12 protein-coding genes and 1 pseudogene are annotated in these 13,010 nt (G+C 41.2%); 3 read left to right on the forward strand and 10 right to left on the reverse strand.

Annotated elements, in window-relative coordinates; genetic code table 11:
- Window positions 1-16 precede the first annotated feature (16 nt).
- Window positions 17-1,537, forward strand: a complete 1,521-nt coding sequence (locus NOS7524_RS06930; RefSeq protein WP_015137767.1) for a phytoene desaturase family protein — start codon at window positions 17-19, stop codon at window positions 1,535-1,537.
- A 324-nt stretch (window positions 1,538-1,861) separates the two neighbouring features.
- Here NOS7524_RS06930 and NOS7524_RS06935 read toward each other — a convergent pair whose 3' ends face one another.
- From NOS7524_RS06935 to NOS7524_RS06955, 5 genes and pseudogenes are all read right to left on the reverse strand, one after another.
- Entirely contained in the window at window positions 1,862-3,127 is a 1,266-nt protein-coding gene (locus tag NOS7524_RS06935) for an IS701 family transposase (protein WP_015116159.1), read from the reverse strand.
- 37 nt (window positions 3,128-3,164) lie between these two features.
- Window positions 3,165-4,463, reverse strand: coding sequence for a DUF389 domain-containing protein (locus NOS7524_RS06940; protein WP_015137768.1), 1,299 nt, complete (start codon window positions 4,461-4,463; stop codon window positions 3,165-3,167).
- 217 nt (window positions 4,464-4,680) lie between these two features.
- Complete coding sequence (trpC, locus tag NOS7524_RS06945; protein WP_015137769.1) at window positions 4,681-5,529, reverse strand: indole-3-glycerol phosphate synthase TrpC; 849 nt, start codon at window positions 5,527-5,529, stop codon at window positions 4,681-4,683.
- Between the two features lie 161 nt (window positions 5,530-5,690).
- Window positions 5,691-5,984: a HetP family heterocyst commitment protein gene (locus tag NOS7524_RS06950; protein ID WP_442789476.1), complete on the reverse strand. Its 294-nt coding sequence runs from the start codon at window positions 5,982-5,984 to the stop codon at window positions 5,691-5,693.
- A gap of 139 nt (window positions 5,985-6,123) precedes the next feature.
- Window positions 6,124-7,263: pseudogene (locus tag NOS7524_RS06955) on the reverse strand (chorismate-binding protein); the annotation flags it as partial.
- A 1,431-nt stretch (window positions 7,264-8,694) separates the two neighbouring features.
- Here NOS7524_RS06955 and NOS7524_RS06960 point away from each other — a divergent pair.
- Window positions 8,695-9,564 carry a response regulator transcription factor gene (locus NOS7524_RS06960; RefSeq protein ID WP_015137772.1) on the forward strand — a complete coding sequence of 290 codons (870 nt, stop codon included), beginning with the start codon at window positions 8,695-8,697 and terminating at the stop codon, window positions 9,562-9,564.
- A gap of 78 nt (window positions 9,565-9,642) precedes the next feature.
- On the opposite strand, the gene NOS7524_RS06965 is transcribed toward NOS7524_RS06960, so the two are convergent.
- The 3 genes from NOS7524_RS06965 to rsmA form a co-directional block, all read right to left on the reverse strand.
- Window positions 9,643-9,969, reverse strand: coding sequence for a DUF3082 domain-containing protein (locus tag NOS7524_RS06965; RefSeq protein ID WP_015137773.1), 327 nt, complete (start codon window positions 9,967-9,969; stop codon window positions 9,643-9,645).
- Window positions 9,970-10,061: 92 nt separating this feature from the next.
- Window positions 10,062-11,006, reverse strand: coding sequence for a 4-(cytidine 5'-diphospho)-2-C-methyl-D-erythritol kinase (ispE, locus tag NOS7524_RS06970; protein ID WP_041555216.1), 945 nt, complete (start codon window positions 11,004-11,006; stop codon window positions 10,062-10,064).
- Window positions 11,007-11,065: 59 nt separating this feature from the next.
- Window positions 11,066-11,890: a 16S rRNA (adenine(1518)-N(6)/adenine(1519)-N(6))-dimethyltransferase RsmA gene (gene rsmA / locus NOS7524_RS06975; protein WP_015137775.1), complete on the reverse strand. Its 825-nt coding sequence runs from the start codon at window positions 11,888-11,890 to the stop codon at window positions 11,066-11,068.
- A 167-nt stretch (window positions 11,891-12,057) separates the two neighbouring features.
- On the opposite strand from rsmA, the gene NOS7524_RS06980 reads away from it, so the two are divergent.
- Window positions 12,058-12,315 carry a HigA family addiction module antitoxin gene (locus NOS7524_RS06980; protein ID WP_015137776.1) on the forward strand — a complete coding sequence of 86 codons (258 nt, stop codon included), beginning with the start codon at window positions 12,058-12,060 and terminating at the stop codon, window positions 12,313-12,315.
- Here the strand turns inward: NOS7524_RS06980 and NOS7524_RS06985 are convergent.
- Window positions 12,312-12,563, reverse strand: a complete 252-nt coding sequence (locus NOS7524_RS06985; protein WP_015137777.1) for a type II toxin-antitoxin system RelE family toxin — start codon at window positions 12,561-12,563, stop codon at window positions 12,312-12,314. The two genes, NOS7524_RS06980 and NOS7524_RS06985, sit on opposite strands and share 4 nt — an antisense overlap.
- Complete coding sequence (locus NOS7524_RS31160) at window positions 12,563-13,003, reverse strand: DUF6888 family protein (RefSeq protein WP_068969770.1); 441 nt, start codon at window positions 13,001-13,003, stop codon at window positions 12,563-12,565. Before NOS7524_RS31160 ends, NOS7524_RS06985 begins: the two co-directional genes overlap by 1 nt.
- Window positions 13,004-13,010: the final 7 nt, after the last annotated feature.

Consider the following 13,010-nt stretch of genomic DNA (forward strand, 5'->3'; position numbering starts at 1 on the left):
ACCCCTACACTCCTTCATGATCCACTCCCCACTCCCCACTCCCCACTCCCCAGTCATAGTCATCGGTAGCGGTATCGGCGGTTTATGCGCTGCGGGTTTGTTGGCGCGTTATGGGAAGCGGGTAATTGTGTGTGAAAGTCATACAATTGCGGGTGGTGCGGCTCATAGTTTTAGACGACGCGGGTTTGAATTTGATTCTGGCCCCTCCTTTTATTGCGGTTTAACCGGTAATGAAAGTTTAAATCCTATTAAACAGGTTCTTGATGCTTTAGGTGAATCCATCCAAGTTATACCCTATGATCCTTTAGGACACTACCACTTTCCGGAAGCCAGTTTTGCAGTTTATAGCAATGCTGCACAATATCGTCAGGAAATACACAAAATTACACCCCTAGGTGCAGAAGAACTCCAGCAATTTGAACAACGCTTGTTGGGATTATACGAGGCTATGAAGGGTATTCCCACCATAGCACTGAGGGCAGATTGGCAGGTGATTTTGGTGTTGTTACAACGTTATTTGCTATCTTTGGCGAAAATGCTGCCTTACTTGTCTCTGGTGCAGTCGTCTGTGGGTGATGTTATGGATGCTACAGTTAAAGACCCTTGGGTGCGGCGACTGATTGATTTGGAGTGTTTCTTACTTTCTGGGTTAAAAGCACACGGTACAATTGCCCCCGAAGTAGCATTTATGTTAGGTGAACGTTCCCGTGCTGGGGTTGAGTATCCTGTGGGGGGAAGTGCAGCCATTGTTAAGGCTTTGGTGCGGGGGTTGGAACGTTGGGGTGGTAAGTTACGTTTAGGATGTCACGTTGAGCAAATTTTGGTAGAGTCTGGAAAAGTCACTGGTGTGCGGTTGCGAAATGGTGAAATTTTGTCAGCACCAGTTGTAATTTCTAATGCTACGCTTTGGGATACCTATAATAATTTACTACGCCCTGAAGATTTGCCTGGGGCTTACCGTCAAAGTGCGTTAAATACTCCTACTGTGGAAAGTTTTATGCACTTACATTTAGGTATTCGGGCGGATGGTTTAGAGAATTTAACGGGACATCATGTGGTAGTTCATGATTTCAACCAAGATATCAGCACACCGGGTAATACTTGCATGATTTCTATTCCTAGTGTGTGGGATAAGAATTTAGCACCAGAGGGGCATCATGTGGTTCATGCTTACACCCTTGAATCTTTCGCCGGATGGAAACGCAATGATGAGTATGAGGTGAAGAAACGAGAGAAAGCGCAATCTTTATACCGTGCTTTAGAGCGTATTATTCCTGATATTAGAGAGCGTATAGTATTAGAACTTATTGGTACACCGTTAACTCATGCCCATTATCTACGACGTTATCAGGGAACTTATGGCCCGGCGATCGCCGCAGGTAAGGGTATGTTTCCTAGTACACAAACGCCAATACAGGGTTTGTATCGTGTGGGTGATAGCACTTTACCGGGAATTGGTGTACCTGCTGTGGCTGCCTCTGGTATTTTATGTGCGAATAGTTTGGTGAATGTGGGGCAAACAGCAGAGTTACTGTGAAAGGGAGACTTTGATTTTATCAAAGAAAGGCAGAGGGCAGAGGGCAGAAGGCAGAAGGGATTTATCCCTTCCCTGATTGCCCGATAGCGTTCGCGGAGCGTCTCGTAGAGAAGCGTTAGCGACGCAGGAGCGTCACCATCTGCGCGACGGTCGGGAGCAAGGGTTTGACCCCCACCAAATTTTCAATTTGGTGGCTCTCGTCATGGTTGGTTTTGAATCCCCATCTGTTGCGTCAGCTTCCCGCAGGGTACGAAACCTTCTGCCCTCTGCCTCCTGCCTTCTGCCTTCTTCAAGTAGCAGTTTCTAGCGGGACTTAGACAAAAATCAAGCCCAAATGTAACCCAAACTAGCTTTGTAAGCAGCAAACACGTCACGATTTAAGTTCAACCAATCAATAAATCGAAAAGACATGGCTGTTCTGAAAGCTTCTAAAGCTTCAGTAAAAGTATTTAAAGGTTTGTTTGCCCACCGTCGTCTTAATCCTCCAGTTAACTGATGCCAAAGAATAAAAGTATAGGCACAGAAAACCAAAATAAAATGGCGCAGTAAACTCCTTTTATCACGAACTTGATATTCTTTAAGTCCTAACCATCCTTTAGCTTCCCTGTAAAAAACTTCTACCCAATTCCTTTGAGAATATGTATCAACTATCCATTGTGGTGTAACAATTGATGAAGATATATTAGTGATGAAGTAGTCAATATCGGTGGCTGCTGAGAAAGTAGAAGCATTCATGACGATAGCAATATTTCGCTTTCCAGTTAAACTTGATATTTCCACTTCACAAGTTACTACCCATAATGTTTTGGGTTTATCCAAATCTGTTTGAATTTCTGTGAAAGCCTCTTTGGGTAAGCTCTGGGCTAATTCATCTAACCGAATTGTTTGTTGAATATTATCTGTTTGATTAACTGTTACTTTTCGATTTTTAGCTAATCCTCCTAAATATTTTAATTGCCGTTTTTCCAACTCTAATAAAAATGATGTATTGTTGCCATATCCAGCATCTACAATTACTATCCCAGGTTGATATTTTCTGTTTAGGGCTTGATCTATTAACTTGATTGCTAGTTCTGGTTTTTTCTCAAATAGAGGATCTTGTTTTCCTTGAGCTAAAGAATCAGCGTGTTGATATAACTCTATATCTAACGGTAAGCTTTTTCTGCCATCATATAAATGCGTTGTTACTACTACGATTCCATTATCTGTTTTGCCAATTTCTCCAATATACTGTCTCCCCACACCAGCAGTAAAATTACCACTTTTTCTATGACCAGAATCATCAATTATTAAGCTAAAACCTCTACTAATTCTCGTTTGACTGCACTTATTCATGATTTCCAATCGACGCTCATTCACCTGCCCACTAGACCAAGGTGCTTCGGTCAAAAAGTGATGTAATCGGTGGTAAGTTACACCTACAGCATTATCCGCCATTTGAAACAGGTTTTTTCTCTCACTTTCCCCCAGTAATCCCCCTATATAGTGTCTAAACTCTCTTTTTTGAGCTTTATGAGTAAACACATCATCAAATCTTTGACACCATCTTTCAAAGCACGGGGGCATCGCTGTGGGAGTGGTTTCTTTCATGAGCTTTTTCTAACGTGAAAGCTATGTTAGTTAAGCATTATACTCTTTTTGGGCTTAATTTTTGTTTAAGTCCCGCTAGTACGTTGACATCCACTAAAGGTGTGACGTTAAAATCTTGCTTTAATAATTGAGTTTGAATTGCTTGGGTGAGGCGATCGCGAATTTCTTCACTAGAGGCTGTAACTTGCGGTTGACGCTGCACGTAAATCACACACAGGAGGGTATCCTGATCGGCAATATTGGCTCGTGTGAAGCGCACATTCGACTCAACTAATTTTACTAAACCAACTTGTTCTACAGTTTTTTGGACTTCGGCGTTGGCACGTTGGGCAAGGCTAGAGCGTTGGAGATTGGGAGAATTAATAAACTGCCAAGTGAGCAAACCCGCCAAGGCGATGATAGTGATCACCAAGGCAGAAAAGAATACTCGTTTTTTACCTCGCTGATAGCGAGTTCCTTGAGCAGACAACCCGAACATTCGGAACATGAGAGCAGCCGATAAATTGATACCACATAGTTGCAAAAACAGTAAGAATAGTCCCGAAATTACCATATCCCATCTGCCAATGGCGCTAGCCATACCAACAATTCCGGCAGGTGGGGCTAAGGAAGCAGCAACTAACATTCCTGTAGCTGCCCCAGATACTAAACTACTGCGCTCTGACTGTACCAAGTTGAGTGCGCCTGCTGCTCCGGCTGCCAATGGTAAAATCACTGCCACGGCTGAAACTTGGCTATTGTCTAGCATTAAACTCGTAGGAATTTCTTGCCTTAGTATTAGACTCAGTAACCAAGTAGTAAAAATTGTGACCGCTAAAGCGGCAAAATATCGTAAAATACTCCGCCCCAGGAGTGTGCGATCGCCCCAAGCAGTAGCGATGGCTGTATTCATTGCTGGGCCTGCAAACGGTGCAATTAGCATCGCTGCCACCAGCAAATAAGTTGTATTAGTATACAAGCCAATCCAAACTACAAAGCCGGCGACTACGGCGTAACTGAGAAAGCCTTGCCAAGAGCCAACACTTTGCAAACCGGAGAGCAAAATCTCAATCGGACTGCGTACCTCGACATCTACAACTTGCTGCGGTGCTGACGATGCAGGCGGTTGCAGAGCCATCACACCAGTTGGGATGAGTGTGATGTGTACTTTGGGTAAGTCTTGCAGTTGTTCTACGAATTTCCCCACCTCTCGATTAGAAATGTGAGCAATCACCACATCAATTGGTTCGTCGGCATGGGCTGCAAATTGTGCCAAGTTTGCGCCGTTATGAGATTTAGCGATATCAATAACAGTTTGTCCGTTGCCTCGTGGCACTTGGATCATGAGTTGACGCATTTTCACCTCCTACCGCTAACCATCGTGCTTTTGCAGGCGATCGCTCTACTACCCAAAGAAATATTTTGTGAAAACAGGATTGAAAACTGGGATTTTTGGACAAAATAAAACCCCTGGTTGCGCCAGGGGTAAGGGTTTCGCTGAGATAAGTAATGACTACTACACTTGATCTAAAGTCAATTCCAGAAGACTTATTAAAAATGTTGCTGGTGGTGGGTTATTTCTGGTTGAACAAATGGCGTACAGCCTGCTCAATGTCTGTTTCCTTAATGAGTGACTCGCCAATCAAAACAGCATTGGCACCGGATTGAGCTACTAAATTTAATTCAGCGTGTCCATACAGTCCCGATTCCACGACTACCATCACACCCAAATTTTGCAGATGCGATCGCCTAGCTGCTAACAGGGTTTGAGTGGTGCTGATATCGATGCTAAAATCTGATAAACTTTGGTTGTTAATGCTGATTAAGCGAATATCATCTAGCTTGAGTACCCGATCCAACTCAGCTAAGTTATGCACCTCCACTAAAGCATTCATCCCCAAATAATGAATTATGCGTAAAAAATCTTGCAGTTCTCTATTTGTCAGCATGGCGGCAATCAGCAAAACTGCATCTGCTCCTGCGGCTCGTGCTAGATAAATTTGACAGGGATCAATAATAAATTCTTTACATAATAACGGCAGTGAGCTTCTTCTGCGAAGCAAGCGGAGAGTTTCATAACTACCCTGAAAAAATGATGTTTCGGTAATCACAGAGATACAAGCTGCTCCACCTCGTTCATAGGCTTGGGCGATCGCTACGGGATCAAAGTCGGCACGAATTAACCCATAATTAGGTGATGCTTTCTGAATCTCGGCAATCAGGCTAGGTTGATGAGGATTCTGCTGTAAAGCTGTTAAGAAATCTCGCACAGTGGGTGCAGCAGTTAACTGGCGTTGCAAAGAAGCTAAAGACATCTGTTGATGTAGTTGAGCTACTTCTTGCTTTTTCTGCAATAAAACCTCTCTGAGAATGGGTTGCAGGCGGGTGGTATAAGTGGTGCTGGTGCTAACTGAATACATCATAGACTGCCATAGGGGATAGGGTGACTAATACCAATTCAAAATTCAACAGGGAGTTTAAATCTGTTGCTGAATTTTGGGGAGTTGGTATAAGAACAGGTATAGAGGTAGTGCTGAGTGATGAGTGCTAAGTAGATACCCCACTCAGCACTCAAGCCATAACCTTAGTGTGTCAGTCCTACATTTTTGCCTGGCATCCAGCTTGATTTCACATTAAAGACTTCTTGACTATCGGCTTGATTGGTTTTTTGTTTGTCGTTGAGATAGTTATTTTTGAGTAAGCGAATATAAGTGCGATATGGAATGTAGTCTACGGGATTGTAGCCAGAGAACCGCAGCAGTAAAACACACGCCCAAGAATACTTGCCAGCCATGATGGCTTTGACTATTTGTTCTACTTGTTCGTTATTGATTTTTTTAACGTTCTGTGAGTTGTTGTTGATGTCTTTTTGATGCAGCATAACCTTCCCTGATGAAACAATTTGGTGGTTTTTATGGAAAATTTTGAATGAAAAAATCAAATGTTTTTTCCTTAAACACCTGTCTATTTTTCAGCTATACAATCCTTGTGAATGATTTTTAAACCAACTTCCCCTCCTGGAGTAGTCCTTCTACATGATCTACTCTATGAATGAGGTGGCTATACAGTTCTATTTGGCGACGACTGATTACCCGTACTGATGTCGGCTCACAAATCCGTGATTTATCATTACGATCTACGTCAGTACACATGGTTAACTCAGCTTTATCTTTGTATGAGTTAATTAACTGACGAATTTGGGCAGCAGCGTCTAAGGCATCTGTGCCTGGTTTAATAGTGCCACTAATAGGACAGGTTTCCACACATCTGCTTTCTACACGCACAAACATTTCTGGTGATGCACCGATTAAATATTCCCCACCCAGATTTAAAAGGAATCCATCAGGACTACTGGGTGGTTCACAGGCTGTAAAAAAGTTTTGACTCGGAACTACTTCAAATAAGTTACCCTGGCGGAAGTAGTCGAGAGCCATTTCTACGAGGTTGGCATACTCGCCTGTGGCATGATCGGCAGTTTGGTTTGGTAGAAGACGTTTACCCTGATAGTCAATGAACTCGCCTGTCCTTGGTAGATGCTCGTTACTACCATGTGTTGTGGCAAAGTCATACTGAAGACGAAAGGCTCTTTGGAGATAGTAATCGACAACTATTAATTCATCGGGCAGATACAACACCAAATCTTGTTGGTTAATTGGTTCCAATTGCAAGACTAAATCGTCACCAAATGCTCCATAGAGTCCTAAACGCTCGTCTTCATCACTAACAAAAGTCTGGAGAATTTCACGGATAACGGTAAATGCGGATGGTTGTTTGTTGCGTTCTTCTTCTGTAAAGAACTGTTTTGTGGGTTGGATATAACCTGTGATCTGATGATGATTGCTGTTGATTTGTAGGATCTGTGAGTGGGCGGATAAACGTTGCAATAAGATTGGTAGTAACACTTGGGCGCGATCGTTGAGTGAGGAGAGGGTAAATGTGTTCTCCCTTGTCGTTAGTTCCAGTGGTGGATTGACAAATCTGATCGCCCATCTTTTATATCGCCCTGGATATTCGTAACTACTTGTCAACAAGGCTCCACGCCCATGATTGAGGTGGAGGAGAATTTCATCTAATGCAGTGTCTATCTTTTCTTGTGTGATATGCCGAGATACTCGAATATCACCAAGAGTTGTGTAAGAGAGTGAATCGCAAATCATGGGATTGTTTGTTGATCTGGATGCTGGATGGAGTATGGCGCGATCGCCTACGGTGGGCGGAATGCCATCTCTTTGAGAGGCTGCGCCAACGCCTATAGAGGGACGATTTAACCAATTTCACTATCTCAACTAGAAGATTTTGACACTACAGCACAGGTAAACCAGCACAAAATGCTGTCTTTACGAAGACAGGAAGCAGATAAGTGCAAATGGTTTTTTGAAAATAGGGGTGAATTTAACTAGCGAGCGTTTTTATCTTCTAGTTAATCCAACCCCTAAAAATGAACCGTTTTGCAGAAGTAGCTTCTTTGCTAAGATTACTCAATCTTTAGCAGTAAATATATGATGTTTTTTTTGCTAGACTTATCTCTTTTTTCGTTCCTTAAATTTAAAATTTACTTTTACTCCTCAGACATAATATATATAAATTTTTTAGTAACACATAATTATACCACTGTATTTTCAATCAGCAATAATTGTTGATTTAACAGATGAATTACTATAATGATTTAATTTCATAGCAATTATGTCTGTAATTTTAGCAACAGCACAAATATTTAAAAATATTTTTCTTAAATAAACTTGCCATGAAATATCTTTTTCATCATGCTTGCTTAGTTGGATTCAATAATTTATATCTTTTGATGGTTGTAGCGTATAGCTAATATTTACATTGAAGTGATAAATATCACCAAGTAAATATTCATCCGCTTTGATGGTTAAATTGACTTGCGTAGGCAGGGAGTAGGGAATAAGTCTTTTCATTGGTACTGAATTTGTTAGCGCCAACGCTAACAAAAATCAAATAAGCGTCCTTTGTTTACAGATAAGTACACTGCTGAGATTATTCTTAAGCAAGAAACCAGTTATTAAATGCCTATTAAGCCGTTGTTTGCTAACTTGCGGAGTGAGACAGTCATTCTAATTTTTGGCATAAACAAAGCTTTTTTTCTCAATGTCTGTATTGCTTAATACATTACTTTGTAATAATTTCTATTTCTTAAGAGAGAGATTTTATAAATACTTAGACAGATGTTGAAAGTAAAGCTACTCCTCATGACAGATGACTCGGAATATTATTATGTAGTTCAATCCGTGATGAAGTGATATCGAAAAATTAGACTGATGATTTTAGAAACCCATTAATACATAAAATAATTTATAATATTACTAAATTATAAATTAAACTTTTAGAGTTGAAGTAAATTCATGTTACACATTGATAATTAGTAGCCTTCATTTATTGATGTCACAGCATTTATAAAGGAAAAAATCTATTATTTTTATTTAGATTTATTTGCTAATATCAAAAGTAATTCAATAAATTTAAGTATATCGGTTACTTATTAGATTTAATTAACAAGACGTTTTAAACTCTGAATATAGTTACGGAGTTAATAATTCTCGACCACAAAATCTGGTGATAGAAAAATGATGCACGAATCGTCTAAAACAATCCTCGTAATTGAAGATGAGATCGATACTCGCCATCTCTTCTTAAATATTCTTGAGGCTGAAGGTTTTGACACAATAGGTGCGGAAAACGGTGGTGTTGGTATTCTTCTGGCACAAAAATATTTACCTGACTTGATACTTTGTGATATTGTCATGCCAGACATGGATGGCTACAGTGTGCTGAAAGCGTTACGCCAAGATCCTCTGACGGCGATCATTCCCTTCATTTTTCTTACAGGTAGTAATAATAAGGCGGCTGTGCGTAAGGGGATGGAGTTGGGAGCAGATGACTTTATCGCAAAACCGTCTACTATAGAAGAAATACTCAAAGCGATCACGATCCGATTAGAAAAGCAAGCTCTCCTCAGATATTGGTATGCGACTAAATCCCACTCCCTTCCTGATGCCCTAGCTCTAGAACCTGAGTCAATCTTCCCATCATTACCACAACTACAAGAAGTTTTTGATTATATTGAAGCGCACTATCATCAAGGAATCACTTTATCGGATGTAGCTGATGCCGTTGGTTATTCAGCCGCTTATTTAACTAATAAAGTTGCTAAGGAAACGGGAGATACTGTCAACGGCTGGATTCTCAAGCGGCGGATGGCAGCAGCACGTCCTTTATTAAAAAATACCAATAAAACTATCGAGCAGGTTGCTACAGCGTTGGGTTATCAAAACGCCTGTCATTTCTCCCGTCAGTTTCGCCAATATCACGGTTTACCGCCCAAAGCCTGGAGAAAGCAGCAACAGTCCTCTCAGTACCTCAAAAACACAAAGCTACCACTGGGGAAGACTTTCCCTCAATGGGATAAGTGTGTACCTTTGGGCGGAGTTAAGTAAGTTGGGGATTAGGGATTGGGTAAATAAAAAATTTTACCTTGTCTCCCCCATCTCCCTCATCTCCCTACTCCCCACTCCCTACTTCCCACTCTTAGATTTGGTGAGGTTTTGGAATAATAGTTGTATTGCTAAAGCGAATAAACCGATTGCGACTATACCAAATATCCCAGTTCCCAGAGCTACTATGCCGACTACTAAGGTACGAACGGCAGAGGTGAGGTTGACTACTAATTGGTTATCAGAATGGATGGGTTTTTTAGCAAAAGTTGTAGCGATCGCAATCATCAGAGAATATAAAGCATAACCCAAACCGCCGGAAATTAGCGCCCCAGTTACACAACGTAATGGGGTTGGCGGAACTTGTGTGGTAGTATTTGCTGTTGGTGTTGTATTTTGGTCAGTCACGTTGCTTCGCTCCGAATTCAAAATTCAAAATTAAGAGATGCTGAATTTTGGAGAATTAGATAAAAAATTTCCCAGTCCCCAGTCCCCAATCCCTACCCTAAATGAATACCCTGTGCAGTTGTGCGAGTTACGAATAATTCTAAATCTTCATCGGGGATGGCTTGTCTGATTTGCACCTTTACTTGTTCTGCTTGCTCTAATGTTTCACACAGAGCAAAAACTGAGGGGCCTGAACCTGACATCATTGTTCCTAACACACCTGCTTGAGCTGCAAATAGTTCTCGGAGTTGTAAGACTTGGGGATAGGCTGGCAATACTACACGCTCTAAATCATTGTGCAATTGTTGAGCAATTTCTGTGGCATCTTGATCTAAGATGGCTTTTACCATTGCACTAGAATGAACGGCGGCGGCTCTTGCTGCTAAGTCATCGGTATTTCTGAGATAGGAACTACCAAATTGTTGACGGTAGGTTGTATATGCCCAAGCGGTAGAAACTTCTAAGCTCCGATATTTTGCCAATACTATATATATATGGTTCAAACTAGGAAGCGGTGCAAGTTGTTCTCCTCTGCCTGTGGCTATGACTGTACCACCTGCCACGCAAAACGGTACGTCAGAGCCGAGGGTTGCACCTAGTTCTTCTAATTCGGATTTAGTTAGTCCCAAGTTCCACAATAAATCTATCCCGACTAACACGGCTGCTGCATTAGTGGAACCGCCAGCTAACCCAGCTGCTACAGGTATATTCTTGTGGACTGTAATATCTACTCCGCCATATTTAGCCAAGGCTTCCGGAAATTTTTTCGCCATGAGTTCGGCGGCGCGATATACCAGATTACTTTTATCTGTGGGTACTTGGGGATGGTTGCAATGAACGCGGATAGTTTCATCACTAATTGAGTGTAATTCAATTTGGTCAGCGAGGTCGATACTTTGCAGGATCATCACTAACTCATGATAACCATCTGGTCTGTCACCGATGATTTCCAAATACAGATTGATTTTGGCAGGTGCAATAAGGGTGTAACTACGCATGAGAATTTGGGTATTGGGGACTGGGGATTGGGGACTGGAGACTGGGATGTTTCTACTCCCTATTCCCCACTCCCTACTCCCAACAAGTTTGCTAATTCTACCCATTGCTCGGTGCTGATTTCTTCAGCTCTAGCTTGGGGGTTTATATTTAATTGTTCCAGTAATTGGCTCAGGCGATCGCGGTCTACAACTGATTGCAAATTATTCCTGAGCATTTTACGTTTCTCCGCAAAGCCTAACTTTACCAAAGTCTCTAGTCGTTTTGGGTCATTCGCGGGAGTTGCTATTTGTCGGGGACGCAAGCGCACAACTGCGGAATCTACTTTTGGTGGTGGATAAAAAGCACCTGCTGGAACATGACAAATTAATTCACATTCAGCTAAATATTGCACCCTCACCGATAACGCTCCAAAGGTTTTTGAGCCAGCTTTGGCATATAACCTTTCGGCTACTTCCTTTTGAATTAACAATACTATGGAATCAAAAGGTTGAGGGTTAGGGTTGGTGATTGTTCCCAAGAGTTTTTCAATAATTGGCCCCGTGATGTTGTAGGGGATATTAGCAACAACTTTATTTGGCTGTTGGAATTTAGGAAATGCTACCAAATTAGTGTCTAAATCTAGAGTGAGAAAATCACCTTGCAGCAGTAAGAAATTTTCCTTCTTGCCTAATTGTTTTGCTAATAACTCACATAAATCTCGGTCGATTTCTACTGCCAGCAATGATTGCACCAAGGGTAATAAACGCCGAGTCAGGATACCTGTACCGGGGCCAATTTCCAGGATGCGGTCATTTGTACTACACTCTGCCGCCTTGACAATTGCGTCGAGTGCCTTTTCACTTTTGAGCCAATGTTGAGCAAAATACTTGCGCGGTCGTACCATTAATTTTTCTTGTTATATTTAAATCTCAGCTTTTGACAAAAAATCCATTTCTTACTTTTTGCTTACTTTTGGCTGTCAATCTTTCGGGCTTTTTGTTGATTTTAGTATTGACATTAAATATTTTATATGGTATTCGATTTGATGCGATCGCCTGAAGCTAACTAGCAATGAGACTACCAAAATATCGTCCTCCTACCCATCCTGGGGAAATTTTAGTCAAAGATTTTTTAGAACCTTTGGGAATATTACCAGATGAACTTGCTCAAATAATTGATATTCCCAATGAACAGATAAATAAACAGCATAGAATCACACCAAGCACTGCGTTAAAGTTAGCAGAACTATGGGGAAATAGTGTAGATTTTTGGATAAAACTGCAAGCAAATTGGGAGTTATACCACACCAGTCAATACCAGTCAATTTAATAATCTTGAGAATGAGCAACCTTAGTGACAGTAATTAATAAATCCTGTTCTTGGATGTGATAAACAATTCGATATTCATTGATAACAACTAAATATAAATTTTCCCCAACAGCCAAATTTCTCGCTCCTTCTGGAATTGGGTTAGATGCTAAATCTTCTAATTTTTTCATCACCTGTTGTTGCACTTGAGAATTTAGCCTCTCAATCTGCTGCACAGCTGTCGATAAAACTTGTACTTGATAGCTCACTATCCTAATTGCCTTTTCAGGTCTTCAAAAGATATGGTGTTGATTAATGCTGACTCTAAAACTGCGTGAGCATCTTGTATATCGATTTTGTCACGCTTGGCAGTAACTAACTGCTGCAAATGTTCCATTGAAGTGATTTCAATTCCTGGTTCTTCCCTCAGCTTGTGGGTTAACGCATAGAAAGCTTCATTGTCATCTCGGTGTTCCAAAACATAAGCTCTTAACTCTTGCTTCGTCATCGCTGCAAAATTTGGCTTGGTCATAAAATACCTCACACTACCATTGGGGAGTATTTCTAACTGAGTTTCATCTCCAGCTAGGATGTAAATACGGTGAGTAGTTTCATCTATTCTCACCAAATGAATTGAGCAGTACATATTAGTCAAATGGTAGCAGACCCTAAAAAGCCCCTTCGCTTGTTCTGCCGTTGGCTCTTGCATAATTTCT

Origin of the sequence: Nostoc sp. PCC 7524 (assembly GCF_000316645.1) — a bacterium.
In the GTDB taxonomy this organism is placed as follows: domain Bacteria; phylum Cyanobacteriota; class Cyanobacteriia; order Cyanobacteriales; family Nostocaceae; genus Trichormus.

Coding starts and splice junctions, on each gene's coding strand:
- NOS7524_RS06930 (WP_015137767.1), top strand. CDS start 17: ATGATCCACTCCCCACTCCCCACTCCCCACTCCCCAGTCATAGTCATC.
- NOS7524_RS06935 (WP_015116159.1), bottom strand. CDS start 3,127: ATGAAAGAAACCACTCCCACAGCGATGCCCCCGTGCTTTGAAAGATGG.
- NOS7524_RS06940 (WP_015137768.1), bottom strand. CDS start 4,463: ATGCGTCAACTCATGATCCAAGTGCCACGAGGCAACGGACAAACTGTT.
- trpC (WP_015137769.1), bottom strand. CDS start 5,529: ATGATGTATTCAGTTAGCACCAGCACCACTTATACCACCCGCCTGCAA.
- NOS7524_RS06960 (WP_015137772.1), top strand. CDS start 8,695: ATGATGCACGAATCGTCTAAAACAATCCTCGTAATTGAAGATGAGATC.
- ispE (WP_041555216.1), bottom strand. CDS start 11,006: ATGCGTAGTTACACCCTTATTGCACCTGCCAAAATCAATCTGTATTTG.
- rsmA (WP_015137775.1), bottom strand. CDS start 11,890: ATGGTACGACCGCGCAAGTATTTTGCTCAACATTGGCTCAAAAGTGAA.
- NOS7524_RS06980 (WP_015137776.1), top strand. CDS start 12,058: ATGAGACTACCAAAATATCGTCCTCCTACCCATCCTGGGGAAATTTTA.
- NOS7524_RS31160 (WP_068969770.1), bottom strand. CDS start 13,003: ATGCAAGAGCCAACGGCAGAACAAGCGAAGGGGCTTTTTAGGGTCTGC.